Here is a 25029-nt window from a genome sequence, read left to right as displayed (position 1 = left end):
AAATATGATAGAGTAAATATATGAAAAAATATATTACACACTTTTTTGAGAATGAAATTTTGTCTTATTTGTTTTTTGGTGTTGCTACAACTGTTGTTGCTGTTCTTACTCGTATGTTTTGTTACGCTTATACAAGCAATGAATTGCTAGCTACAGCTTTGGGAAATATCGCTGGTATCCTCTTTGCCTTTGTGACAAACGATACGATTGTTTTTAAACAAGAAAGAAAAAACTGGTTTTCTCGTTTTATCAAGTTTGTAATTGCACGGATTTCCACCTTTTTACTGGATATGGGACTTACACTTATTTTTGTTACTACTTTTCCAAATATCATCGGCCAGTTTGTTCACCATGATATGAAATTGATCAATACTATTGAAACACTGTTTGCTCAAATCGTTATTATTGTACTCAATTATGTTTTTAGCAAAATATTTGTATTTAAAAATAAATCAAAGAAATAAAAGAGCTTGAAATGAACAGTAAGAAAACTATAGTTGTTCGCCATGTGTGATTCTCTATACCCTTTAAAATTTCGTGTAGCCTCTTATCTTATATTTATCACTATAGTCTTTCGCTGCTGAATCAATTTCTCTCCAATCTGTGAAGGGGATAATCTCAATGATTCACTCTTAAAATGTAAAAAGAAATTCTTACAAGAGGTAGTCTTATGACAAGCTTCTTTCTCAAAACGTGAAATAGGCCTATAATAACTTTATGACAAGTCAGTGTTAAACCATTTGTATAGTGATTTGCTACTACATAGCCAAAGATAGTAAGAAGAACTTAAAAAATCGAAATAGGCGGATAAACTGGACACAGAGTGACCACTTTGCAACCATTCCCTGCTTGATAAAAGGAGCTATTCTCAGAAAGTGAGGATAGCCCTTAAGATTTTAAAATATCATTCTCCATGCATAGACAAGCATTTTATTCTTTGGTTATCTTAGGATTTACAAACTCTTAAATCCTGTTTGAGGAACTCGGGATTTTCATGATATTTTCTTGTTCAATTTCAAATTTGGCTATCTGCTTTTTAAGCTATATTCTTAACAATAGAGGACATCCTTTCGCTTTGATAACTAACTACCTGTAATTTAAATTTAGAGAAATATTTTGTAAATTTCCGTTCTTTTTAGTCACAAAAAAAGAACCTCCTTATATAACCATTACATGATAGGTGGTTCTGTTTAAAAGCTTTTTATTTTTACATTTCTACGCTTGGTTGATTTATTGTCAGATTAGTAATTTCCCCTTTCACACCAAAATAATCTTCAACTAAACTTTTCAATTCATTCATAGCTACTTGCGCACGCTTTGCTTGATCTTCATTAATCGCTTCAATAACTAATACCGCATCCGTTGTCCCTTCTGTTAACATCGTTCGTTGTGCTTCCCTCCAGTTAAAACAACGACAAACAGCTCCTTCATCATCATAATAGATGATTTCTTCTGGAAGAGCCGGTGCATCCGTCTCTGCGCCAAGCGGAAAGAAAGCCTCTCCTCCCTCTGCTTTGCCAAGATGTAAATCGCCTTGAATTTTAGCCATATCTTCACCCCCACAAGGAACAGCATAGGAAAGTGATACGCTATTATAAAGATCCACCAACGGATTGATTGGATTGAACTCACGACCTTGACTTACCCTTTTTAAAAGAGCCTCAATAGAAGAACGAGCGCCTTTTTTAGTTCTAAACTTACTAAAAGCATTACGCCATTCTTGAATCACAATATTTTGAGTAAACGTGTCATCTTCAATAAAAGTTTCTGCTCGCTTACTTCCCTTATTTAATAAAGATTTAAAATAAGTATCCTTACTTTCATCAACACTATTATCCAATCCTTTAACTACCATAATACTAATTTGTGCTTGAGGAAATAACTCCCAAAATTCCTTTTCAACTATGACTTTCATTTTACACCTCTCAATAATTTCTTTTTTGTCCTTTTTTTACCAATTCCCAATCATCAGTAATATTTTGTCGCACCTTTGATAACATTTTTTCTAACAATTGAGCTTCTTCTTTTGAAAATCCTGTCAAAGCCTGCTGCTCAGAATACATATGTTCTGCCAAGATAAACGGGTAAAGTCTTCTTCCTGCATCTGTCGCAAAAAGCTCTTTCGTTTTTAGATTTCCAGCTGCACCCCTTCTTTCAATCAAACCTTTACTTTCTAACTTTTTGACGGAGCGAGCAACGGTTGACCGGTCTACTTTCAAAAATTCAGATAGCTCCTCCTGAATAATTCCTGGGTTTTCTACGATACGAACCAAATACAAATATTGTCCTTTGGCCAAATCAACATGGCGAAATTCAATATTTGCCATTGAATCTAGCGCTCGCGCAATGATACCAATCTCTCGTAAAATCGTCATATTATCTCCTTCAGAAATATTATACCACACTTTGTTGCAAATGCAATAAAGAGAACACAAAACAGAAGTTCATTTGAACTTCTGTTTATTTTTGATAAGCCGCGTTATTAGTTGCTTGTGCCTAGTTTCAAATTCTTTTTCGTAACAACTTTGATAACTTGCATTTAGAATTGCACCAACAATGAGTATTTGGGCAATAAGAATAAACCAAATCATTACGACCACAACAAAAACAGAACTAAAAAAGCGAATATCCATTAAGTGATTTACATAAGTGTCCAAATAAACTGAAAATAAGTTTAACAAACCGCCAATTATAAAGACTACAAAAGCTGTTCCTGGTAAAACATATCGAATCTTTCTAATTTTGACATTAGGTAAAAAGTAATATATCATCAATAAAGAAAGAAACAACAAAGTATAAATAGTTGGTTGAGTCATCTTTTGTAGACTGACATAAAGCTGATTATCAAATCTCCATAAGCTGTGAAGTAACCGAAGGGACATCCGTCCAAACATCGTTAGTAAAAGAGAGAACGCAAAAAGTAATTGTAAGCCTATACTCATCACTAAACTAAATAACCGATGTGAAATGATCCCTCTATCTTTTGCAACTCCATAAGCTTTATTAAAAGCTTTTTGTAAAAAAGACATTGATTGTGAAAAAGCCCATAAGGCTGAGAGAATGGAAAAACTCAACAAGCCAGAAGAGGGTTGTGTTAATACATTGCGAATGACCTTCGCGATCATTTCATAAAGTGACTCTGGCAAAACACCTTCTATCGCTTCTAAAAATTCTGCTATTGGAATTCGAAAATAAGGCAGTATATTTACAACGATTAAAAGCAATGGAAAAATTGAAATCAACAAATAATAAGCTACTGCAATGCTTGTCAAATCAATTTCAGACGCCTGATAAAATCTAAAAAAGGCTTGTAAAAATGGATTTTGTCCAATCTTAGTACCAAACTTTTTCATCCCATCTCCTATAGAATAAGGAGCAAAAAGCCCCTCTTCCACTCCTATTTTTAATACGTTCCTTCTTCCCCTTGGCTGGTCAAAATAACAGGACCATCTTTGGTAATCACAAACTGATGCTCATATTGACAAGAAAGTCCGCCATCTAACGTTTTGTGCGCCCAACCCGTCTCAAAATCTGTGTCAATTTCCCAAGTGCCCGTTGAAATCATTGGCTCAATGGTCAAGACCATGCCTTCACGGAGACGCAATCCGCGTCCAGCACGTCCGTAATGAGGTACCATTGGTTCTTCATGCATAGTTGGACCGACACCATGTCCTACCAAGTCACGAACAACACCATAACCATAACTTTCCGCGTATTCTTGAATCGCTGCACCGATATCACCAATCCGATTACCAACCCGAGCAACTTCAATTCCACGATATAGACATTCTTTCGTAACAGCCATTAACTGTCGTACTTCTTCGCTCACTTGCCCAACTGCATAAGCCCAGCATGAATCTGCAACACCACCACGAAAATTTTCTGTATAGTGCTTCATTTGTTCCACATTATTAAAATCCAGTTTAGAAACATCCAATTCTGCTTTATCAACCAAACCAACAACCATATCTACTTTGACTAAATCGCCCTCAACTAATTGGCGATGACGTGGAAAGGCATGCGCTACTTCGTCATTCAAAGAACAGCAGGTAGCGTAAGGGTAGTCCATAATGCTTCCTTCCACACCGATTTGAAGAGGAAGCGCATTATCTTCTTTACAGCGTCTACGAACATATTCTTCTATGTCCCACATATCAACACCTGGTTTAATCAAATCTCTTAAACCAATGTGGATGCTGGCAAGAAATGCTCCGCTCTTATCCATTAAATCAATTTCACGTTGTGATTTTAAAGTTATCATTCTTTCTCCTTAATATCTGAAGTATTAGTTTATCTTTACTGTAATCGTCGCTTTTGCAACCAATTGAAGTTTTAAATAAATATCATAATCTAAAATGGCAGAATGCCTTGTTTGTCGAACTATTCTTGGACGAAGTATCAAGGTTTCATCAATTTGAACAGCTTGTAAGAAATAAATTGTCATTTGCTCAATGACAATATTTTTCTTGCCAGATGTCACATACTGATGCGTTGCTGTCGTTAAAATTTCTGTCAAAATACCATTAGATAAGACACCGTTATTTCCTAACATAAAAGGCTCTACAACAAAAGTAAATTCATCATTAATATGACGCAGTTTTTGAGAGACTTGATCGCTGAAAGTGGGCAGGCTAGAGACTTGATCGCGACTCATTTTTTCCATGACATCACGACGCGTGATGACTCCAAGCAGAGTTTGATTGTTGCGAATAACTGGCACCATTTCAAAATCTTCTGTAATCATACGCTGACTAACATTGGCAATACTAGTATTTAAAGTGACGGCATAGATATTTTTCGTCATCACTTTATCCAAAATAGTGTGAGGTGATTTATCACTAGCATCACGCATTGTTACCACACCAACTACCATATTATGCTGATTTACTACAGGAAAACGACTGTTGCGATTTTTCCGAACCAAATCCATAAAATCACGAACGGTATCAGTATCTTTCAAGAATCCATATTCATGACTCCCTCGATACACTTGCTCCACTGTTAAAATATCTGTTTTAATCTGCATATTGGACAATGCCCGATTGATAATGGTTGCAACTGTAAAGGTATCATGCTGGGATCTTAAAACAGGAATACTTAAGTGATTTGCCAATTTTAAGACATCGTGGCTTACATCCAAACCACCTGTCACTAAAACAGCATTTTCATGCTTTAAAGCCAATAGTTGAATACGTGTGCGGTCTCCAATAATCAAGAGACCTCCTTCCGTTAAGTAGCGTAAGAGATTCTTCTCAGTCATTGCTCCAATTGAGAATTTGTTGAACTCTTTTTCAAGTCCATCCTGACCAGCCAGAACTTCAGACCTTGTAATGTCAGCGATTTCCTTGAATGTCAAATGCTCCAGCTCCACTTTGGAAGATTTTACGCGAATCGTTCCACTACGAGGACGTGTTTCTACCAATCCACGATTTTCCGCTTCTTTAATCGCTCGGTAGGCAGTTCCTTCGCTCACTCCCAAAAAATTAGAAATGCTGCGTACACTCACACGTTTTCCTACTGGTAATTCTTCTAAATAAGCGATAATTTCTTGATGTTTACTCATGAAAGTCTCCTTTTTCATAGCAAAACTCTAAATAATCCCGCATTTTACGTGTATAACGATCACTTCCCCTAAATTGACGACTAAACCGAAAACCAGACTTTTGAGCAACTCGTTGACTAGCTTTATTTTCCAGATGAGTGACAATCCGTAACTTCTTAAACCCAAATTGTGTAAAAGAAAGATAAATAATATTTTTGACACATTCAGTCATCAAACCGCGTCCCCAATAATCTTTGTTAAGAAAATAGCCGAGTTCTGCCTCATTTTTTATCTCATCTACTTTTTCAAATTTGATAGAACCAATCATTTGCTTAGAAGATTTATCACAAATCGCCCAAATGCCAAGAGGATATTTCATAAAATAATTAGCCAATACATGTTGACTTTCTTGTAAATTAGCCTGCACAGGGAAAATGAAACGCAAATTTTCAGGATTGGAAGCAATTTTATAAAAAGCTTCACTATCCATAAAGGAAAAGGGACGCAATACTAAATGTTCTGTTTCTATAAAGGCGAATTCTGCCAATTTTGTCCACAAATTCATATCTTACCTCTAAGATAAAGCTCAGCTGGCGCGTACCAACTGAGCTATTTCACTTCATCGTGCCAACACTATTCAGAGTTACTCTTCAACAAGTTGAATGTCTGCTCCTAAATTAGTCAACTTTTCAATAATATTTGAATAGCCACGCAAAATAAATTCTACATTTGTAATCTCAGTTTTTCCGTGAGCTAGCAATCCTGCGATTACAAGAGCTGCTCCTGCTCGCAAATCAGTTGCTTTGACGACTGCCCCTTGCAATTGATTAGGGCCTTCATACGCAACGTGATTGGCGCTTGTTGAAATCTTACCTGCCATTTTAGCTAATTCAGCAACATGATTTACTCGTTTTTCATAAATCATATCAATAATCAAGCCACGTCCTTTAGACATCAACAAAAGCGGCGTAATGGGCTGTTGTAAGTCTGTCGCAAATCCTGGGTAGGGAGCAGTCTTAATATTGATTGCTTTCAAATCATGCTGTTTCTCAACATAAACACTATCTTCAGAAACAGTCATACGAACTCCCATTTCCTCTAATTTAGCGATAAAACCTTCCAAATGTTCATAAAGAACATTGTTGATTTGCACTCCTTCACCAATTGCAGCTGCCATTGAGATATAAGTTCCTGCTTCAATTCGATCTGGAATGACTTGATGACGAGTTCCATGAAGCGTATCAACACCTTCAATAATAATAATATCAGTACCGGCTCCTCGAATATGTGCTCCCATATTATTCAAAAGTGTCGCTACATCAATGATTTCAGGCTCACGCGCTGCATTTTCAATGACAGTACGCCCTTTTGCCTTTACTGCCGCAAGCATGGTGTTAATAGTCGCTCCAACGCTTACTGTATCCATATAAATACTAGCCCCATGAAGTCGTTTGCCTCCTGTCGAAAGGTTCATGGAATTTCCTTCATAAGACACAGTAGCCCCCATGGCTTCAAAGGCTTTTAAATGCAAATCAATAGGACGCGGACCTAAATCACAGCCTCCAGGTAAACCAACCGTCGCCTCACCATAACGGCCTAGCAGGCTACCATAAAAGTAATAAGAAGCACGCAAGCTATTGATTTTGCCATAAGGCATCGGCATATTTTTTATCCCACGAGGATCAATTTTAAGTGTATCATCTTGACGCTCGATAGTTGCCCCCATGGCTTCCATGATATCAATCAAACTTACAACATCTGAAATATCTGGCACACAATCCAAAGTTACGATTTCATCAGATAAGATTGCTGCTGGAATTAAAGCGACTACACTATTTTTAGCACCACTAATGGTCACCTCTCCTTTTAAGGGGCGACCACCATTAATTACAATTTTTTTCATTTTTAGCTCTTTCAGGGAATTTTAAATCAAATATACTGCACTTTATTATAACACAGTTTTTCTGAAATGCCTATCCTTTTAAAGAAATCTAATCCACTTGTCATTCTTGTTATATAATGATGACAGAACTAGTTTGTTTTTGTTACATTCTAGAAGGATCTAAAATAAAAATCTATTTTGTCATCTCATATCTGCACTACACTGTTAACGAAGCTAATCATCTTTTCTTATATAGTGGATTACAACGCTGTTTACTTCCAAAAATCAAAAACCACCTTTATCAAAAGCCTTGCTTTCCAACTCATCTCAATAGTATGAAAGACTGGGATACTACGATTATTTAAAAGCTGCTTTCAACTCATCTACTTTATCAAGTCTTTCCCACGGAAGGTCGATATCTGTACGTCCCATATGCCCATAAGCAGCAGTCTGACGATAAATCGGTCGTTTCAGATCAAGCATTTGAATAATACCTGCTGGACGAAGATCAAAGATTTGTCGAACTGCTGTTTGAATCTTACTTTCTGAGACCTTACCTGTACCAAAAGTGTCAATGCGAACTGATACTGGATGTGCAACCCCGATAGCATAAGCCAACTGAACTTCTACTTTCTTAGCTAAACCTGCTGCAACAATATTTTTAGCAATATAACGCGCAGCATAAGACGCTGAACGATCGACTTTCGTAGCATCTTTCCCAGAGAAGGCTCCACCGCCATGACGTGCATACCCCCCATATGTATCAACAATAATCTTACGACCAGTTAAGCCTGAATCCCCTTGAGGTCCACCAATAACAAATCGACCAGTTGGATTGATAAAAAACTTACTTTCTCCATCTAAATATTCCATCGGAATCACTTCTTTAATGACTTTTTCAATCACATCTTGATGAATCTGTTCATTGCTTACTTCTGGATCATGTTGAGTGGAAATAACTACAGTATCAACACGGACAGGTTGATCGTTTTCATCGTATTCAACCGTTACTTGAGATTTTGAATCTGGACGAAGATAAGCAATTTCTCCAGATTTACGAAGTTCTGCTAAACGACGGACTAATTTATGACTTAAAGAAATAGGCAGTGGCATTAGTTCAGGCGTTTCATCTACGGCAAAGCCAAACATAAGACCTTGATCTCCAGCGCCAATCAAATCAAGTGGATCTTGATCAACATTCCCACGAATTTCTAATGCTTCATTCACCCCTTGTGCAATATCTGGTGATTGCTCAACAAGCGACGGATGCACTCCCACCGTCTCTGCCGAAAAGCCATATTCAGCATTTGTGTAGCCAATCTCTGCAATCGTATCACGAACTATGCGGTTAATATCCACATAAGCAGTTGTAGAGATTTCTCCAAAAACATGGACAGAGCCTGTATAAACAACCGTCTCAGCAGCCACATGAGCTTCTGGATCCTGTTCCAAGATAGCATCTAAAATGGCATCTGAAATTTGATCCGCAATCTTATCTGGATGTCCTTCAGATACAGATTCAGATGTGAAAAGTTTACGTTCTGACATATTCATGTCCCCCTTTTAATAAATTATCCCTTCCCTAGAAATGCTATTTTATTACTAGGAAGGTATTTGAAAATCTGTAAACAGACTTACGTTAAAAAGTTACAAAGAACTAGTCTCTATGGTTTATTTTTAACATTTGACTACCTTTTCGGGACTCTTTTAACGTCTCTATTGTATCATTTTTATATCTTAAGAAACAGAAAATGTTCTAAAAATTATAAGAAAATAATACAATAAGGCTGAAAAGCACTTCCAACCTTATACCATAATTATAATCTATCTCCATAGACGATTTTCCCATCACAGATAGTATAATGCACAATACCTTTCAATTTTTCGCCAATAAATGGTGAATTAATTGATTTTGAGGCGAAATCTTCTGTTATCATGCGTTCGGCATTTGCATCAAAAATCGTGAGATCGGCTGGACCGTTCTCAGCAAGATAACCCGCGTCAAAACCATAAAGCTGTGCGGGGTTAATCGTCATTTTTTCCAGCAACTGCATAAGTGTCAAATGACCTGCATCCACCAAATACGTCAAGCCAAGCGAAAGTGACGTCTCTAAACCTGTCATACCAGATGGTGCTTGGGTGATATCTTTTACATTTTTTTCATCGATATGGTGAGGTGCATGGTCTGTCGCAATAACCGAAATCACTCCTGATTTAAGCCCTTCAATGACTGCCAAACGGTCTGATTCCAAACGAAGGGGTGGATTCATTTTTGCATTGCTTCCTTTTAGTAACAATAGGTTCTCTGTTTTAGAAAAATGCTGAGGCGCTGCTTCTGCCGTTACGTTAGCTCCCAATTGCTGAGCAAATTCTACAACTTTTACACTCTCAGCCTTGGATAAATGCTGGATATGAATATGAGTATTGGTTGCGTGTGCAATCATGACGTCACGCGCAATCATGCTATATTCAGCAACGCCTGTCGCACCGCAAAAACCAAAATGTTCTTTGGCGATCTGCTCATTGAAACCGAGTATGCCGTTCAGTTCTGGATCCTCTTCATGAAGACAAATAAATGTACCATTTTTGTCGGCTTCTTCCAAGGCCTTGCGTACTACTTTGGTACTTTTTAATGGAATCCCATCATCTGAAAAACCAATAGCTCCTGCTGCTAAAAGACCTTTAAAATCAGTTAAATGCTTTCCATCAAAGTTTTTTGTAATGGTTGCAACTGATTTAATGTGAATGTTTTCATGATCGGCTGTTTTCAAAACCTCTTGTAATGTTTCAACTGTTGAAATTGTTGGAGTAGTATTTGCCATCATGACAACAGTTGTAAATCCACCTGCTGCCGCTGCCAAAGCACCTGTGTGGATGTCTTCCTTATGTGTCTGACCAGGCTCACGAAAATGAACATGGATATCAATCAATCCTGGTGCCACCACCAATCCAGTTGCATCAATTACCTGAGCATTTTCTACTTTCAAATCTTGACCAATTTGAAGAATTCTTTTATCCTTCATCAAGATATCACAAACCTGATTTAAACCAGATTTAGGATCCATAAGCCGACCATTTTTAATTAACAACATAAATTTTCTCCTTAATCTTCATAAAAATCAACATGGCTCTCCACTAACGTCTCTCCTTTATAAGAAAATTTAGCCGAGAAAAACGGTTTTTCTTCTAAAATCCAAGATATAAAAGTAAGATCTCCCTCCCAAGTTGGTCTAGATAGAACTTGTTCATAAGGTACCCATTCTAAAGTACCTTCATCGCAGTCAATCAGTTCTCCCTCAAACTCTGTCACTTTAAATACATAAGTGTACCAGTCATGGTTCGGTGTAAACTCTGGAAAAGTGATAATACCTTTTAATATCGGCTTTTTCACGCGCAATCCCGTCTCTTCAAAGATTTCTCGGACAGCACACTCCTGTGGTGTTTCTCCATTTTCTAATTTTCCACCAACACCAATCCACTTGCCAGCATGGACATCATTGGGCTTTTTATTTCGATGTAACATCAGAAATTCTTTTCCATTGTCCACATAGCAAATCGTTGCTAATTTAACCATTCTTCTCCTTTCATATCTCAAACCACTTATACCAACCAATTTATCGGTTCTATCCCTTGAGATGTCAGAAAGGCATTTGTCTTAGAAAAAGGTTTGCTTCCAAAAAAACCTCTATGAGCCGATAAAGGACTCGGATGAGGAGATTCCAAAACGAGATGTTTTGGATTGGTAATCAATGCTTTTTTCTTGCGTGCATAGGAACCCCAGAGAATAAAAACAACAGATGTATCTTTTTCATTGACAACCTTAATAACGGCATCCGTAAACGGTTCCCAAATTTGACCAGCATGCCCATTTGCTTGCCCAGCAGGAACAGTCAAACTCGCATTTAGCAACAGTACTCCTTGACGCGCCCAAGATGTCAAATCATGAGATTCTTTCATGCCGATATCATCTGCCAATTCTTTCAAAATATTTTGAAGAGAGGGCGGCGCTGGAATATCATCTGGTACTGAAAAGCTCAACCCCTGCGCTTGACGCGGACCATGATAAGGATCTTGTCCTAAAATTACCACCTTTACATCTACTAAATCAGTCGTTTGTATCGCATTAAATACTTTTTCACGCGGCGGATAGATCGTGCCTGATGAATAAACCTGATTTAAAAAATAATTAATTTTACCAAAATAACCATCAGGTAATTGTTGCTTAATCAAACTATGCCAAGCTGAGTGTTCCATTGTTTTCTCCTCTTCTATACTCAATTACTTTTCTTCCTCAGGATAGGTCATTCCCCATTCTTTTCGTAAATCTGTCATGATTTTCATGACATCACGACTATAATGCAAGTACATCTCATCTTTGTCACCAGCTACTGCTTCTTCCATATCAAGAACCTCATACATTAAAGCTTCGCTCGTCTTTCCAGCTTCAATGATTTCTTGATGCCCGTTTTCCGTATAGGTAATAACCGCCTTTTGTCCTCGAGGATATTCATATATTTCAATATAGCCTTTATCATAAGCAATTGTTCCTCGCTTAGGCTGTTTAGCATGGAGACTCAAGGTCAAAGTTGCCATTTCTCCTTCAGCATTCGTCAGAAGAATCCCCGCCTGCTCATCAACGCCTGTTGGTGCAAATTTCACTTGTGAAAGAATTTGATTGGGCCGAGATGTCATAAACCAGCGAACAAATGATAAGGCATATACACCAATATCCAAAAGGGCTCCGCCTGCAAGCTGACGATTAAAGAAACGGTTTGTCATATCATATTCTTTATAACTGCCAAAGTTCATTTGAATCACTTTTAAGTCGCCTAATCGCCTGCTAGAAATTACTTTATTTAATTGACGATAAATCGGCATATGATAAATGGTCATAGCTTCAGCTAAAACAACATGATGCTGTTCCGCTAGAAAGATAGCTTCTTCTAATTCTTCAGAATTAAGTGTAATAGACTTCTCGCATAGAACATGTTTTCCATTTTTTAGTGCTTTTCGTAAAAAATCAATATGCGTATTGTGCGGTGTAGAAATATAGATAATGTCCACATTATCATCCCTAAATACGTCATCTATCTTGTCATAGACCTTTTCAATACCATATTTCTGTGCAAAATCTACACCTTTTGCATACGTTCGATTGGCAACAGAATAAAGTTTACCTCCCGATTTCTCCAAAGCCTGTGCTAATTCATTGGCGATTACACCTGTACCTAAAGTGGCCCATTTGTACCGTACTTTATTTTCCACGACCATTCTCCTAGCTATATGATTACCTTTATCATACCAAATTTCACTTCATTTAGCTGACTTTTTATGTAGAGACATCGCCTGTGTCAAAAACTTCTAAAATCAAACTGTAAGGACACACATACTTTTCTATCTAAACAATCGAATAAAATCAGATTATTTCTTTATGTTATAATAAATTGAAAAGGAAGCAATTTTATGTGGTCTTGGTTTATTTTTACTCTTGTTTATCGCTTTATGTTACTTTTCAAATATAATGATAAAAATCATCCTCGGATATTATTTATTTTTGCTATTGCAATAATTTGCCTCATAATTGATTTTCATAACGATCCTAATAAAAACTAGCTCCGTTCCTTATTTAATATTGTAAACTTAAAAAGCTCATTCACTGAGCTTTTCTTTATACCTAATTATTTAACTGTAAAATGTCCTCTATTGTCCGAGTCCATCTTTTTTTAATTGTTCATTTTCCGTAATAGCTGAGGTTAAATCTTTCTCTTCCGATTCAATAGCTTGATCTTGATCGGCCATTTCTGTCACTTTTGTTTCTTGTTGAACTGGTGTTACTTCTGTTTTCATCGCTTGAGGTTGTACTGATTCTTGCGATTGAGTAAATTGTTGCGTTTGAGATTGCATTTGTTGTGTCGTAAATTGTCCTTGGTAAACAGTAGATGTTTGCACTTCTTTAGTTGGCATACAAAGTAAGACAATCAGAGTAATAGAACATGGCAGCACAGCTAAAACAGCTAAGATATTTAAAAGTGGAACCCACATCAAAAGCGCAGGAGCTACATATAAAAATATGAATGCCCAATGATAGCCAGCATCACGCAAGCGACGCACAATAATTGCCAAATTTGGAACTAAAGTTGCTACCCAGAAAATACTCAATAAAATAATAATAATGAATGTAGAACCTAAGCTAGCTATAAAAACACTTGGATCAAATTCACCAAGTCCTTCCCGATAGTAAGCTGCTTGTTGCACAATGTTGAAAATTGCAGTTAAAATCGACCCAAAAGCTATCATACCAAATGGCAGTGTAATCAAAACATTGCACAAAACAGACCACCAATACTCAGATCTTGTTGATTTTCCTTCAAAATCAGCATAATGAGTCCAAAACTTTTTATAAGCTGTAAACATAATACATCTCCTAAACTTTTATTTTTAATTATCATATCACACTCTTCCTAATAAATCAACGTAATTCCATTTTAAAACTATGGTTGCTGAACAGTTTCTAATTGCCATGTTGTCCAACCCGAAAACTTAATAGCCCCCTGTTTATCTGTTCGATAGATCTTTGTATTTAATCGATTGAATCGCTCAATTGTTTCTTGACTTAGCGATTTGGATGAATTGTTTTTCCCAGTAGAGATGAGGGCAATCACTGGTCTTACTTGCTGTAAGAACTTAGAACTTGATGAATTTTGGGATCCATGTTGCCCAACCTTCAAGACATCTGTTTTTAGTTTTGGATAAAGTTGCATTAGCTTTACTTCATCCTCTTCTGTTAAATTGCTCATAAATAAAAACCTTGTACGAAAAAATTGACCATATAAAACTAGCGATTGATCATTCTTATTCGTACCAGAAAGAACTTGCAAATGATGATCAAAAATAGGAAGTTTGTCTCCTTGTTTTACGACATGAACAAATGCCCTTGTCTCCTTTAATTTATTTAAAAAGTCTGCATCATTCAAACTACTTCTGGAAATAAAAATTTTCTTTATCGAAAACTTTTTAGCAACTTCTAATACATCTCCTGCATAATCTGAATTTGGATTTGTTAAGACTAAAGTATCAATCGTATCTACACCACGACTTTTAAGATATGGAATCAGCGTTCTCTCTGCGTTTGAACTACTTATACGTTCTTGCCAACTTTCTTTTTTTCTAATTTCTTCACGTCCGCCAACATCAATCAATACAGTGCTCCCTCTCCAGTCTCGCATAAAAATACTATCTCCCTTCCCGACATCAATCATTGTGATTTCATTTTGTAAAGGAAATTTAGCTACAAAAAAGAGTAATGAAAGAAACAGACTAAGAAATATCAGCCATTTTTTATTTTGCCGAATATCATACAAGATAGCTAATACAAGCAACATAGCGATTAGCAAAAGTGGATTAGGTTTGCCAAGAACGACTGGTCTGCTAAACATACTTGCTAACCAGCGAATGCTACTTTCTAAGCATTCAAATAGAAAATTAACTTGAGTGAGTTTTATGAAAGGGGAAACAAGAAAAATTATCGTTAGCCCCGGTAACATCACTATATCGAAAATCAACGAAAAAACAAATGTCAATAAAATAGACCAGGGCTGAAATTCTCCGAAATAAAAGATTAAAATTGGTAAAATGCCAAGCGAAATGACAATACTCTCTATAATAATCTTTTTATAAGGAGTCAGGCCTTTAAAATCTAAAACGCTAATGATAAAAGCATACGCACAAGAAAGTACTCCTCCTGCTGTTAAAAGAAAGGAGGGCATAATCAAGGACAACACCATTATTGTTAAAGCAAAATTATCTAACTTAGTAATGCCGTGTTGTGACAATAATTTCTGGATTAAACTCCGTACAACGGATACTGAAAAACCTGTCATTCCAGCATAAAAAAAAGAAAATGGATATTGACACTTATGAACTATTTCCTGCGTAAGCCCCAATCTCAACAGTGACTTACGAAACCCTTCCATAAAAAAACCAACTTGCATACCAGACAATGCAAATAAATGAATAATTCCCAAGCTCGAATAAAGGTTATTCATTTCACCAAAATCTGTATCCAAAGCTCCGAACAAAAACCCTGTCATATAATTGCTCATTGGATTCGGGAAATTTCTCTTAATGAAAACCAATGCTTTTCTTCGCCAGCTAGACAGCCACTCAAACGGTTGGAGGCTAACCCTATCTTGACTAGACAAAATTTGATCCACCTTTAAAATTCGATAAATCCCTTGTGTTTTTAGATAGGCTTGATAATCAAAACCAGAAAAATTGCGCTGCTTTTCAGGAGATTCAAATTCCCCCTCAACAGTTAATGTGACAAGGCTGGATAGATTTTGAAAAGCCAACTTTTCTTTTTTTGATTTCAATTTGTAGTAAATTTGATATGTCTGTCCTTTTGCTTTACCACGAAAAGAAAGCGAATCTCCATTTACCTTAATTGTATCAGGTAAAACCGCAACTTGTCTTACAGGAGGAGCTTCTACTTTTATCTTCCGATTCGCCAGTTCCCTACGAACAAGGAAAAAAACAGCAAAACAAGCGAGAATCATTAAAGTTGTAAACCATTCTTTTAGCGAATATATGCGGGAAAGACGAATTAACAGAAAGATCAATCCCACTCCTGCCAACCAATTACTTTGATAGATTGCAAAATATAACCAGACAAGTAAAAAAGCAATGTAAATTGGTTTGATCGGAAATATCTTAATCCACTGTGACATATTCTTTCAATTTCTCTAATGTTTTAGCACCAACTCCTGATACATTTTTAAGATCATCAACAGAATTAAATTTTCCATTTGCCTCACGATAATCTAAAATATCTTGGGCGCGCTTTTGTCCGATACCAGAAATAGACTGTAAATCAGACAAATTAGCCTTATTTAGATTGACCTTATTCCCTTTTTGTGCCGCAGTTCCATTGGTATCTTTCGTTAAAGTTTGTCCATTATTACTTGCAGCATTTGTTACATTTTCACCCATAGCTGCCACATAAATCACAGCCTCATCTGTTAGTTTTTGAGCCAAATTGATAGATTTGCTGTCAGCGTCTGTTGTTAGTCCACCCGCTTTTTGAATAGCATCATTGATACGGCTCGTTTTTTTTAATTGATAAATACCTGGATTTTTAACAGCACCTTTAACATCTACAGTTAAAAATTCCACTTCTTCACTCGCTAAATTCTTTTGAGATTCTGTTTCTTCTTTCTGTTGTTTTTTCTTCGTTTCAGTTGAAGTTTCTTTCCGTTCTAGTTTTTCATTTGTGGTCTCTTGTGCAATATCTCCCACATTAGATTGTCTAGCAGATTTACTAGTCATCATAAAAAATCCTGCTATGATCAAACCAATCAGGCTTAAAGCAACTAAAATTTTATACTCTTTGATTTTTGTGACGATTACCTCTAACATTTTTCCTCCTAAACTGAATTAAAATTTACTTTATCTGTTTATTCGTAAAATAAATAAAAAAGCTGAAAAAATTTTTCAGCTTTTGCAATATTAGAAAAAGAATTTTGATAAGGATTAACCAATGAAACACTCCACCCTATTAAAAAATGAGAGTAATATAATGGATATTATCGTATATTATAAGCCTTCATAGACCGAGCAATATCTCTACTTTGCTCACGAAGTTTAATAGATTCGCGCTTATCATAGTCATGTTTCCCTTTAGCCAATCCTAAAAGCAACTTAGCATAACCATCCTTAAGGTAAACTTTGAGAGGAACTAAAGTCATCCCAGTTCCTTTGGTTTCCTGCTCTAATTTTTTAATTTGCTTTCTATGCAACAGCAATTTTCTCCTACGTTCAGGATCTTGATTCCAAATATTTCCTTCTTCATAAGGAGCTATATGGACATTACTGAGCCAGACTTCTCCATTTTTGATTTGAGCAAAACCGTCTTTTAGGTTAATTCGTGCAGCGCGTACGCTTTTAATTTCAGTTCCAGTTAAAACCATGCCCGCTTCAATCGTATCAACAATAATATAGTCGTGACGTGCTTTCTTATTTTGAGCGACGACCTTTCCCTCTCCTTTTGCCATTCTTGCTTCCTTTCTTAGTCATTTCTTTATAAAATGGTTTCTTCCCTTGGCTTTTCTTTGATTTCTTATCCCTAGAAATGATTCCTTTTGAAGATTTGCTCTTTCGCTCTCCGTCACCGCGATAAGACTGTTGACGTCTGTCTTGCTTGAACTTGGAGTGTTTTTTCTTTTCAATTACATCATATTCACTAGGTAGGTATTCAAAGTCAATCTCACCAGTCGCTTTATCCGATCGAACTAACTTAATGCGAATTCGTTGGCCGACTCGAAAAACAACACCGGATTTTTCACCCTGCAAAGTTAGATTACGTTCATTGTAGTGGAAAAATTCTGGCAAGTTGGCTACATGAATCAAACCTTCAACTGTGTTTGAAAGTTCGACAAATAGACCGAATTTGACTATACTCGACACAATACCATCAAATTCTTCTCCCACAAACTCTTCCATAAACTCAGCCTTTTTCATAGCTTCTACTTCTCGCTCCGCTTCAATCGCTCGCCGTTCCCGACTGGATGACTGACTAGCAATACCTGGAATGACTTGCTCAAAATGATCTGCTATTTTTAAAGAATGGCCATAATCACGCATCATGCGATGAACCAAAAGGTCTGGATAACGGCGGATTGGACTGGTAAAGTGGGTATAAAACTCGGCGGCTAGGCCATAATGGCCGTGGTTGTGTTCTGAGTAACGAGCCTGCTGCATAGAGCGCAAAAGCATCATAGATAGCACTTCTTCATAGGGCTGACCATGTACCGCCTTCATAATATCTTGAAGAGCAGATTGACTTATAGAATTAGCCGTCCCATATACTCGAACTCCAAAGGTAGATGCATAATCAATAAACTTCTGGACTTTCTCAGCCTTAGGTTCTTCGTGAATCCGATAGAGAAAGGGGAGGTTTAATCTGGCAAAATGCTCTGCCACTGTTTCATTTGCGACCAACATAAATGACTCGATCATACGTTCCGCAACTCCGCGCTGGCGTAAAATAATATCTACTGGGCGCCCCGTTTTATTAACTAAGATTTTAGCCTCTTTCGTATCAAAATTAAGGGCTCCTCGCTTGAAACGCATCGTTTCTAAAATAGCATGAAGCTCTGTCATTTGCTCTATACTTGGAACAATTGTTTTAAATGCTGCTCGTTTTTCCTTGTCTCCTGTAATTATATCATTCACATCGCTATAGGTCATACGAAAAGCAGTCTTAATGACTGTTTGAGTAACAGTATGCTTAACAACTCGCCCTTTTTGATCAATCTCCATGATAGCCGATTGCGTCAGCCGATCTACATTAGGATTGAGTGAACAGATACCGTTGGATAGGCGTTCAGGCAGCATAGGTACTACTCGATCCGTCACATAAACAGATGTTGCTCGATTGAGCGCTTCCTTATCCAATTCAGAACCTTCTTGAACATAGTAAGAAACATCTGCAATATGAACTCCCAGTTCAAAATGTCCATTTGATAGTTTCTTGATATGAACTGCATCATCCAAATCTTTAGCATCCGCCCCATCAATAGTAAAGGTAATTTCATTACGCAGATCTAAACGACCTTCAAAATCCTTTTTAGATGGCATATCCGGAATTGCTGATGCTTCTTTCAAAACTCTTTCTGGAAACTCAGACACAATGTCCATGGACTCCAAAACTTCCAGAACATCAATCCCTGGATCATCCTTGTGACCCACTACATCCAAAATAGTAGCTACAAAAAAGTCATGTTTTTTAGTCGGGTACTTATCAATCTCTACTTTTAAAATCTCTGTCCCATCCAAAACCAAAGCCGGTTTCTTAATATAAATAGGTTGAGATATTTTCTGATTTTTTGACCGAATATAACCAGCATATTTAGGTTTCTCTTCATCCAAAATAAGCTGACCCACTGCTGTTTTCAAACTGTGTTCCAAAACATCGATAATTTTCGCTTCAGCAGATATTCCCCTGCTACGATCTGCAACCTTAGTAATTACAACTTCTACCCTATCACCATCAATCGCATAGTTGACATCATTACGTCCAATAAAAAGATCATCCTCTTCTTCATTTAAGGTTACAAAACCAAAGCCATTTTTATGGGCATGAAAGGTACCTTTCAAGGTAAGCTTTTGCTTTTCTTTACGAATCTGAATTTTCCCAGCATTGCTAAAGGTCAATTGACGTTTTCGCTCCATTTCAGAAATCATCTGAACTAAATTTCTAAAGTCTTTTGCTTTTTCTTTTCCTAATCTTTGTGCCAGCTCATCCATACTAGCTTCTTTTTTTTCTCTTAAATAACTTAAAATTTCTTCTTTCATTCTTTCCTTTTTCTTATGTTTTCTAAACTTTCAGTTGCCTTTTCTTATCTAATACAGAAAAAATAGGCAAAGACAAAGTCAAAGCCCATTTTATTTACTAGATAAGATTGTCAGCATTAGTGCAATCAACAACCAAAAGAAAACCATCACTCCTGTCAAACGCTGCATTACTGCTTCAAAACCTCTTGCTTTTGGTCTTTCAAACAAGTCTCCTGCGCTTGCGTCAAATACATTACTTGATTGATTTTTTGTAGGCTGCATAAAAATTGCGATTAAAATAAATACTGATAAAATCAATAAAATGGTTAATAATAAATTATACATATCAAACTCCTTAAAATCTTAACTATTTTATCATAAAACTTATTTTGATTCAAGATGTAAGGTCACTTTTCTTTCTTTTGGACAATACTTCAACACTTCAATCCTTTCTGGATGTGTTTTCATATTTTTGCTTGTTAAATAATTCTGACTGCCACAACTTGAACATTGTAAATTAATCTTTACCCGCACTGACTTCTCTCACTCCTAAATATTTTCTAAAACTAAACAATAAAAAGAAAAAATTCACCAAAGTTAGGCCTGCTGTGCTATAAAAAACCCAATGATAACCCAAATGAGCTGAAATAGTCGATCCCATTAATGGTCCAATAACACCACCGATATAAAAGAAGGTTTGATTGTAACTGAAAATCCGTGAAATACCTTCTTTAGGTGTGATTTTATTCAGTAAAGAACTTACTCCCGGCAAAAGGGCTCCTGTACCCAATCCAAATAAAAAACGATAAATTCCTAGCTCAAGTGGTGTTCCAGCTCTAGCACAAAAAATATAAATAACAAAACTATACAAGAGAGCCAGCAAGAGCAAACGGTGGTTTCCTATTTTATCTCCTAATTTTCCTAACCAACTAGAAGAAAATATACTTGAGACCCCCATTGCTGAAACAATTGCACCAGATACTAACAATAGATTTTCCTTTTGCCCTAAAGAACGGATATAAAGTGTCAAAATAGGGGAAATAGACTGCCCAATCATCTGAATCACCATGCTAGTAATGAATAAACCAAAAAGAATTGCTTTTTGAGGAATTCGTTGAAATAGCTGCTTGGTTGAAACTTCTTTTTCCTTAGGGACGGGATGAAAGTCTTCTTTTACCCCGAAAATGGTCCACACAGTAACAAGAAACAAGAAAAATCCCACCAAAAGAAAAACATTTCTCATCCCTAAACTTTGTGCAATTACGCCTCCCAAAAGAGGTCCCATCAGAGTTCCCGCTACTACACCTGTTGACAATGTTCCCAAAGCATATCCAGAATGTTTTTTGGGTGCTTGGCTAGCTATTAAAGCAGTACTATTAGGTACATAACCAGAAAACACACCATTTAACAGTCTCAAAACAATGAGCCAAAATACATTCGGCACAAAAGCCAAGCCTCCCATCGTAAAAGTCATTGCAAAAGCAGCTCGAATCATCATAGGCTTGCGACCATACCTATCAGCTAAACTCCCCCAGACAGGTGATAAAAGTGCGGCTGTCAAAGCTGTACTCGAAACCGCTAAACCTGAATAAAATTCAACCATAGAGCCTCTGACTCCCAGTTCTTCCACATACAAGGACATAAATGGAACAACTAGTGACATACTAGCTCCTACAAAAAAGTTTCCCAGCCAAGCAATCCATAGATTCCGTTTCCAATTTTCTTGATTCTTAATAACATCATCTTCTTTCTTTGTCTAAAAATGCCTGCACCTGCTTTAAAGTAGCCAAAAGCGCACCATTATTGTCAATCACAATCTCAGCTCTTTGTCTTTTTTCTGCTAAAGAAAGCTGGGCTGCTATGCGTCGTTGAGCCTCTTCTTGACTAAGATTATTTCGAGTCATCAAACGTTCTAATTGAGTATCTTTACTCACATCTACTAGCCAAACTTGATCAAACCAATCTTCATACTCCTGCTCAAATAAGAGTGGGATATCCATAAAGAAAAGCTCTTCTGTGGCTGCCAATTGATTACGTTTTACAGCTAATTCTTCTCGAATAATATCATTTTGTAAGCGACTGGACTTCTCTAGTAAATTAGGACGACTAAAGAGAAGAGTTCCTAGCTTTTTTCGATCCAATTGACCGTCTGCCAATAAAATTTCTGTTCCAAATTCTGACAACAAAACTTGATAAAGTTGACCTCCCGGTTTCTGCAATTCATGAACTACCTGATCCGCATCAATCACTTGATAACCTTGAGAGCGCAGGAAGTCTGTTACAACTGATTTTCCAGAGGCAATTCCGCCTGTAATTCCAATTATTTTTGCCATGTCCTACCTCATTCTTTGACAATGTGGACAAAGGTGAGTTCCACGACCAGCTAGTTTGATTTTTTCAATTTCATGACCACATCTAGTGCAAGGTTGCCCTGCTTTTCCATAGACTTGCAAGAAATCTTGCATTGTGCCGTCTTCTCCTAAAGCATTGCGATAAGTGCGAATGGTCGAGCCTCCCTTTTCAATAGCCAGTTGCAGAATACGGATGGTTTCATCATGAATTCGTTTGATTTCTGATTTTTTCAGTCGACTGGCTAGCTGTTCTGGATCGACTTTTGCTGCCCAGAGCACTTCGTCTACATAAATATTGCCAAGTCCAGCCACCAAATGCTGATCCAAAAGTAGTGTTTTGATGGCCTTGTGTGATTTGGTCAGTCCTTCTTCAAAAGGCTTGAGTTTAAAATCTTTGGCATTTGGCTCAGGACCAATTTTTTTCTGAACAAAATAAGCTTCAACCTGACTTTTAGGCAATAATTCAAAAGTACCAAATTTGCGGACATCCTGATAGACCAAGATTGACCCACCATTCAGACCAAAGAAAAGATGAAAACGCTTATTGTCCGGTACCTCATCTTCAAAAAGCAAATACTTTCCTTCCATGCGCAGATGAGAAATAATGGTCTGCCTGTTGAGATTTAAAAGAAGATATTTGCCACGACGGCCAATACTTTCAAAGGTTTGTCCTAAAATGTTCAGCTGAAAATCTTCTACACCCGTTTTGACCATTTTGGGCACACAAACCTCTACCGATACAATTTTTTTGCCAACAATCAAATGCTCTAAGCCACGCCTGACTGTTTCAACCTCTGGTAATTCTGGCATGAAATTTTTATCCTTTCTTATCCAAATTTAACATGTAATGGACTGTTCGACTTATTTCTTTAAATCCTATTTTCTTATGAAAAGCTTGACTGACTGCATTGTCTATATCACAATCTGAAGCTAGCTGAGACACTCCTTTTTCTGTCGCCCACGACTGAGCAAAGTCAAGAAGCTGAGTAGCGATACCATGTCTTTGAAAAACAGGTGCTACCGCTATGCCTTCAATATATGCGACAGGAAGTTGCTCTGCTCCTTCCACATACTCCGAACGCATAGATAAGCTGACCCAAGCAACGGCTTCTCCTTCTATGTAGTACAAAAATTCATTAGGAAATTTTCCTTCAGAAAATGCTACTAATAATTTCTTTTTCTCTGTCTTCCAAGCTAAATGAGCAAAGTAAGCCCAATCAGCTAGCTGAGATTTTTCTACCTCTCGGATTTCTCCTATCATGATTATTTCTTTCAGTCTTCTCTTCCTAATAAACGGCGTGCGTATACTGTCTGACCTGAATGCATAGTCGCATCGTCAATGATAGATACTAAACGATTTCCACGTTTAACAGCTGGAATCCAATTCTCATCGACAACATCATCCAGACTATCTTCATTTACCTTTGATAAATAAGCAATTGTTGTCGCAACCGCATCAGACAGATAACCTTTAAGAAAATCAATATCTGTCACCACAACTTTATGCGCTTCTTGAGGAGTGTGATGCCAATCTTCCGTATCATCTGGCAAATCCAAGGCAAATTTTTTCTTCCAACCTTTAGAAAACCAGACTGGATTAGTCTTTGCTAAATCAGCAATCTGGAAATCCAACTCCCGTGCCGTATGCCAAGTCAGCCAAGTGATAGACTTAATAGATGGAACAGTATCTACAAGTGGAAAAGCGTTCACCTCTTCTAAAGACAAACCTTCCAATACAGACAAAAAACGCTCCTGAACTCGTTCTACATTTTCCACTAAAAGTTCTACAAATTCCATTGTCCTGCTTCCTTTATTAAACTGTATCAAGCACTAAAATACACCTATTATCACTGCAAATCTGATTTTAAAATTCCATAAGAGGAAAAATCCTTGATTTTCCCTTTATGAAATACTGCTTTGCGAAAGGTTCCCTCGTATATCATTCCAGCCTTGGCCATAACACGTCCTGAAGCAGGATTGTCAGTAACAAAGTCTGCTGTGACACGATTAAAGTCTGCTTCTTTCAAAAGATAAGAAAGCACCTCTTGGAGTGCCTCAGTCATCAAACCTCGTCCCCAATATCTTTTACTCAAGACATAACCAACTTCGCAAGCATTAATATCTTCATCTATATCCACCACACTAATATCACCAATCACTTCGTCAGAATTTTCTTTCAGACAAATCGCCCATTTATAAAAATCCAGATCCTGATATTGTTGAACCCACTGAGCCACTAATTGTTTGGTAACGTTAGTATTCTCATGAGTAGACCAAGTTACATGACGAAGATTGTCTGGTTCAGAGGCCCAGTTACGATACATGGCAAGGTAATCTTTAGCTACAAAAGGGCTAAGCAGCAACCGTTCTGTTAACAATCTTTGTGTCCCGATATGTTTCATAAAATCTTGCCTCATCATTATTCTTTATTCAATGCCCCAGAGCAAAGTTATTTGTAAAGTATTCCTCTAACATCAGGCGATGTTTACGACTAACAGATTCGAGTTTCGTTATCTCGTCTCCAGAAAAGAAACGAAGGCGCAAGGTTTCTTCGTTGTGAAAATCAGAAATATCAAAGTCATTTAGCGCCTTAAATTCATAAATCATGACAACCGTCTGCACCTTGTCACCATTAGGATAGACTTCCTCAAAATTGCTATAAACATTGAGAAAACGTGTTGCTTGTACTTTAATTCCCGTTTCTTCAAAAAACTCACGCTTAGCGGTATCAAGCGTGGACTCCCCAAGCTCCATTGCACCACCAGGAATGGCCCAAGTTTTCTTATCCCTACGTAATTGCAAGAGTACGCGTCCATCCTTATCCGTCAAAATGCCCCCAGCAAAAGTCAGAATAATCTTGTCATGTCCAACTTTTGATCGGATATAGGAAATGTAATCTTGAGTCATGTTTAATACTCCCTCTC

At 37.1% G+C, this 25029-nt stretch carries 27 protein-coding genes; 1 reads left to right on the top strand and 26 read right to left on the bottom strand.

What is annotated here, in order from left to right; translation table 11 throughout:
- The first annotated feature begins 20 nt into the window (after positions 1–20).
- Positions 21–464: a GtrA family protein gene (locus HMPREF1654_RS06010; RefSeq protein WP_003076235.1), complete on the top strand. Its 444-nt coding sequence runs from the start codon at positions 21–23 to the stop codon at positions 462–464.
- Between the two features lie 743 nt (positions 465–1207).
- Here the strand turns inward: HMPREF1654_RS06010 and HMPREF1654_RS06005 are convergent.
- From HMPREF1654_RS06005 to HMPREF1654_RS05885, 26 genes are all read right to left on the bottom strand, one after another.
- The gene (locus HMPREF1654_RS06005) at positions 1208–1915 is read right to left on the bottom strand and encodes a B3/B4 domain-containing protein (protein ID WP_003072615.1); all 708 of its coding nucleotides are present in this window, start codon (positions 1913–1915) and stop codon (positions 1208–1210) included.
- A 10-nt stretch (positions 1916–1925) separates the two neighbouring features.
- Positions 1926–2375 carry a MarR family winged helix-turn-helix transcriptional regulator gene (locus tag HMPREF1654_RS06000; protein ID WP_003076658.1) on the bottom strand — a complete coding sequence of 150 codons (450 nt, stop codon included), beginning with the start codon at positions 2373–2375 and terminating at the stop codon, positions 1926–1928.
- A gap of 69 nt (positions 2376–2444) precedes the next feature.
- A complete protein-coding gene (locus HMPREF1654_RS05995; protein ID WP_003076773.1) occupies positions 2445–3353 on the bottom strand; it encodes a YihY/virulence factor BrkB family protein in 909 nt (302 codons plus the stop codon).
- 50 nt (positions 3354–3403) lie between these two features.
- On the bottom strand, positions 3404–4261 hold the full coding sequence (locus tag HMPREF1654_RS05990) for a methionyl aminopeptidase (protein WP_003072610.1): 858 nt from the start codon (positions 4259–4261) through the stop codon (positions 3404–3406).
- Positions 4262–4285: 24 nt separating this feature from the next.
- The gene (gene spxR, locus HMPREF1654_RS05985) at positions 4286–5563 is read right to left on the bottom strand and encodes a CBS-HotDog domain-containing transcription factor SpxR (RefSeq protein WP_003072609.1); all 1278 of its coding nucleotides are present in this window, start codon (positions 5561–5563) and stop codon (positions 4286–4288) included.
- Positions 5556–6107, bottom strand: coding sequence for a GNAT family N-acetyltransferase (locus HMPREF1654_RS05980; RefSeq protein WP_003076866.1), 552 nt, complete (start codon positions 6105–6107; stop codon positions 5556–5558). Before HMPREF1654_RS05980 ends, spxR begins: the two co-directional genes overlap by 8 nt.
- Positions 6108–6185: 78 nt before the next feature.
- Positions 6186–7445, bottom strand: a complete 1260-nt coding sequence (locus HMPREF1654_RS05975; protein ID WP_003076758.1) for a UDP-N-acetylglucosamine 1-carboxyvinyltransferase — start codon at positions 7443–7445, stop codon at positions 6186–6188.
- Between the two features lie 336 nt (positions 7446–7781).
- Complete coding sequence (metK, locus tag HMPREF1654_RS05970) at positions 7782–8972, bottom strand: methionine adenosyltransferase (protein WP_003076610.1); 1191 nt, start codon at positions 8970–8972, stop codon at positions 7782–7784.
- 269 nt (positions 8973–9241) lie between these two features.
- Positions 9242–10516, bottom strand: coding sequence for a dihydroorotase (locus HMPREF1654_RS05965; protein WP_003076495.1), 1275 nt, complete (start codon positions 10514–10516; stop codon positions 9242–9244).
- A gap of 11 nt (positions 10517–10527) precedes the next feature.
- Entirely contained in the window at positions 10528–10998 is a 471-nt protein-coding gene (locus HMPREF1654_RS05960; protein WP_003072602.1) for an NUDIX hydrolase, read from the bottom strand.
- A gap of 26 nt (positions 10999–11024) precedes the next feature.
- Entirely contained in the window at positions 11025–11678 is a 654-nt protein-coding gene (locus HMPREF1654_RS05955) for a uracil-DNA glycosylase (protein ID WP_003072601.1), read from the bottom strand.
- Positions 11679–11702: 24 nt separating this feature from the next.
- Complete coding sequence (locus HMPREF1654_RS05950) at positions 11703–12689, bottom strand: Gfo/Idh/MocA family protein (protein WP_003076968.1); 987 nt, start codon at positions 12687–12689, stop codon at positions 11703–11705.
- A gap of 435 nt (positions 12690–13124) precedes the next feature.
- Complete coding sequence (locus tag HMPREF1654_RS05945; protein WP_003076424.1) at positions 13125–13838, bottom strand: DUF805 domain-containing protein; 714 nt, start codon at positions 13836–13838, stop codon at positions 13125–13127.
- A gap of 77 nt (positions 13839–13915) precedes the next feature.
- A complete protein-coding gene (locus HMPREF1654_RS05940; RefSeq protein WP_014829690.1) occupies positions 13916–16150 on the bottom strand; it encodes a DNA internalization-related competence protein ComEC/Rec2 in 2235 nt (744 codons plus the stop codon).
- Positions 16134–16838 carry a helix-hairpin-helix domain-containing protein gene (locus HMPREF1654_RS05935; RefSeq protein WP_003076279.1) on the bottom strand — a complete coding sequence of 235 codons (705 nt, stop codon included), beginning with the start codon at positions 16836–16838 and terminating at the stop codon, positions 16134–16136. The genes HMPREF1654_RS05940 and HMPREF1654_RS05935 overlap by 17 nt, the downstream gene beginning before the upstream one ends.
- Positions 16839–17005: 167 nt before the next feature.
- Entirely contained in the window at positions 17006–17473 is a 468-nt protein-coding gene (gene smpB / locus HMPREF1654_RS05930) for an SsrA-binding protein SmpB (protein WP_003076815.1), read from the bottom strand.
- Positions 17436–19775 carry a ribonuclease R gene (gene rnr / locus HMPREF1654_RS05925; protein WP_003076716.1) on the bottom strand — a complete coding sequence of 780 codons (2340 nt, stop codon included), beginning with the start codon at positions 19773–19775 and terminating at the stop codon, positions 17436–17438. The genes smpB and rnr overlap by 38 nt, the downstream gene beginning before the upstream one ends.
- Positions 19776–19865: 90 nt before the next feature.
- Positions 19866–20099 carry a preprotein translocase subunit SecG gene (gene secG / locus HMPREF1654_RS05920; protein WP_003024744.1) on the bottom strand — a complete coding sequence of 78 codons (234 nt, stop codon included), beginning with the start codon at positions 20097–20099 and terminating at the stop codon, positions 19866–19868.
- 39 nt (positions 20100–20138) lie between these two features.
- The gene (gene rpmG / locus HMPREF1654_RS09825; protein ID WP_003034401.1) at positions 20139–20288 is read right to left on the bottom strand and encodes a 50S ribosomal protein L33; all 150 of its coding nucleotides are present in this window, start codon (positions 20286–20288) and stop codon (positions 20139–20141) included.
- Positions 20272–21489 carry a multidrug efflux MFS transporter gene (locus HMPREF1654_RS05915; protein WP_278043792.1) on the bottom strand — a complete coding sequence of 406 codons (1218 nt, stop codon included), beginning with the start codon at positions 21487–21489 and terminating at the stop codon, positions 20272–20274. Before HMPREF1654_RS05915 ends, rpmG begins: the two co-directional genes overlap by 17 nt.
- Before the next feature lie 4 nt (positions 21490–21493).
- A complete protein-coding gene (gene coaE, locus HMPREF1654_RS05910; protein ID WP_003076720.1) occupies positions 21494–22087 on the bottom strand; it encodes a dephospho-CoA kinase in 594 nt (197 codons plus the stop codon).
- A 3-nt stretch (positions 22088–22090) separates the two neighbouring features.
- Positions 22091–22915, bottom strand: a complete 825-nt coding sequence (gene mutM, locus HMPREF1654_RS05905) for a DNA-formamidopyrimidine glycosylase (protein WP_003076817.1) — start codon at positions 22913–22915, stop codon at positions 22091–22093.
- A gap of 7 nt (positions 22916–22922) precedes the next feature.
- A complete protein-coding gene (locus HMPREF1654_RS05900; RefSeq protein ID WP_003076510.1) occupies positions 22923–23366 on the bottom strand; it encodes a GNAT family N-acetyltransferase in 444 nt (147 codons plus the stop codon).
- An 11-nt stretch (positions 23367–23377) separates the two neighbouring features.
- On the bottom strand, positions 23378–23902 hold the full coding sequence (locus HMPREF1654_RS05895) for a DinB family protein (RefSeq protein WP_003076382.1): 525 nt from the start codon (positions 23900–23902) through the stop codon (positions 23378–23380).
- 50 nt (positions 23903–23952) lie between these two features.
- Entirely contained in the window at positions 23953–24507 is a 555-nt protein-coding gene (locus HMPREF1654_RS05890; protein ID WP_003076266.1) for a GNAT family N-acetyltransferase, read from the bottom strand.
- Between the two features lie 28 nt (positions 24508–24535).
- Positions 24536–25012 (bottom strand): NUDIX hydrolase, encoded by a 477-nt coding sequence (locus HMPREF1654_RS05885; protein ID WP_003076837.1) that lies wholly within the window; start codon positions 25010–25012, stop codon positions 24536–24538.
- Positions 25013–25029 lie beyond the last annotated feature (17 nt).

Origin of the sequence: Streptococcus intermedius SK54 = ATCC 27335, from assembly GCF_000413475.1 — a bacterium.
In the GTDB taxonomy this organism is placed as follows: Bacteria; Bacillota; Bacilli; order Lactobacillales; family Streptococcaceae; genus Streptococcus; species Streptococcus intermedius.
The sequence above is the reverse complement of the archived record's forward strand: the minus strand, read 5'-3'. Positions and strand labels throughout refer to the sequence as shown.

Coding starts and splice junctions, on each gene's coding strand:
- HMPREF1654_RS06010 (WP_003076235.1), top strand. CDS start 21: ATGAAAAAATATATTACACACTTTTTTGAGAATGAAATTTTGTCTTAT.
- HMPREF1654_RS06005 (WP_003072615.1), bottom strand. CDS start 1,915: ATGAAAGTCATAGTTGAAAAGGAATTTTGGGAGTTATTTCCTCAAGCA.
- HMPREF1654_RS06000 (WP_003076658.1), bottom strand. CDS start 2,375: ATGACGATTTTACGAGAGATTGGTATCATTGCGCGAGCGCTAGATTCA.
- HMPREF1654_RS05995 (WP_003076773.1), bottom strand. CDS start 3,353: ATGAAAAAGTTTGGTACTAAGATTGGACAAAATCCATTTTTACAAGCC.
- HMPREF1654_RS05990 (WP_003072610.1), bottom strand. CDS start 4,261: ATGATAACTTTAAAATCACAACGTGAAATTGATTTAATGGATAAGAGC.
- spxR (WP_003072609.1), bottom strand. CDS start 5,563: ATGAGTAAACATCAAGAAATTATCGCTTATTTAGAAGAATTACCAGTA.
- HMPREF1654_RS05980 (WP_003076866.1), bottom strand. CDS start 6,107: ATGAATTTGTGGACAAAATTGGCAGAATTCGCCTTTATAGAAACAGAA.
- HMPREF1654_RS05975 (WP_003076758.1), bottom strand. CDS start 7,445: ATGAAAAAAATTGTAATTAATGGTGGTCGCCCCTTAAAAGGAGAGGTG.
- metK (WP_003076610.1), bottom strand. CDS start 8,972: ATGTCAGAACGTAAACTTTTCACATCTGAATCTGTATCTGAAGGACAT.
- HMPREF1654_RS05965 (WP_003076495.1), bottom strand. CDS start 10,516: ATGTTGTTAATTAAAAATGGTCGGCTTATGGATCCTAAATCTGGTTTA.
- HMPREF1654_RS05960 (WP_003072602.1), bottom strand. CDS start 10,998: ATGGTTAAATTAGCAACGATTTGCTATGTGGACAATGGAAAAGAATTT.
- HMPREF1654_RS05955 (WP_003072601.1), bottom strand. CDS start 11,678: ATGGAACACTCAGCTTGGCATAGTTTGATTAAGCAACAATTACCTGAT.
- HMPREF1654_RS05945 (WP_003076424.1), bottom strand. CDS start 13,838: ATGTTTACAGCTTATAAAAAGTTTTGGACTCATTATGCTGATTTTGAA.
- HMPREF1654_RS05940 (WP_014829690.1), bottom strand. CDS start 16,150: ATGTCACAGTGGATTAAGATATTTCCGATCAAACCAATTTACATTGCT.
- HMPREF1654_RS05935 (WP_003076279.1), bottom strand. CDS start 16,838: ATGTTAGAGGTAATCGTCACAAAAATCAAAGAGTATAAAATTTTAGTT.
- smpB (WP_003076815.1), bottom strand. CDS start 17,473: ATGGCAAAAGGAGAGGGAAAGGTCGTCGCTCAAAATAAGAAAGCACGT.
- rnr (WP_003076716.1), bottom strand. CDS start 19,775: ATGAAAGAAGAAATTTTAAGTTATTTAAGAGAAAAAAAAGAAGCTAGT.
- secG (WP_003024744.1), bottom strand. CDS start 20,099: ATGTATAATTTATTATTAACCATTTTATTGATTTTATCAGTATTTATT.
- coaE (WP_003076720.1), bottom strand. CDS start 22,087: ATGGCAAAAATAATTGGAATTACAGGCGGAATTGCCTCTGGAAAATCA.
- mutM (WP_003076817.1), bottom strand. CDS start 22,915: ATGCCAGAATTACCAGAGGTTGAAACAGTCAGGCGTGGCTTAGAGCAT.
- HMPREF1654_RS05900 (WP_003076510.1), bottom strand. CDS start 23,366: ATGATAGGAGAAATCCGAGAGGTAGAAAAATCTCAGCTAGCTGATTGG.
- HMPREF1654_RS05895 (WP_003076382.1), bottom strand. CDS start 23,902: ATGGAATTTGTAGAACTTTTAGTGGAAAATGTAGAACGAGTTCAGGAG.
- HMPREF1654_RS05890 (WP_003076266.1), bottom strand. CDS start 24,507: ATGAAACATATCGGGACACAAAGATTGTTAACAGAACGGTTGCTGCTT.
- HMPREF1654_RS05885 (WP_003076837.1), bottom strand. CDS start 25,012: ATGACTCAAGATTACATTTCCTATATCCGATCAAAAGTTGGACATGAC.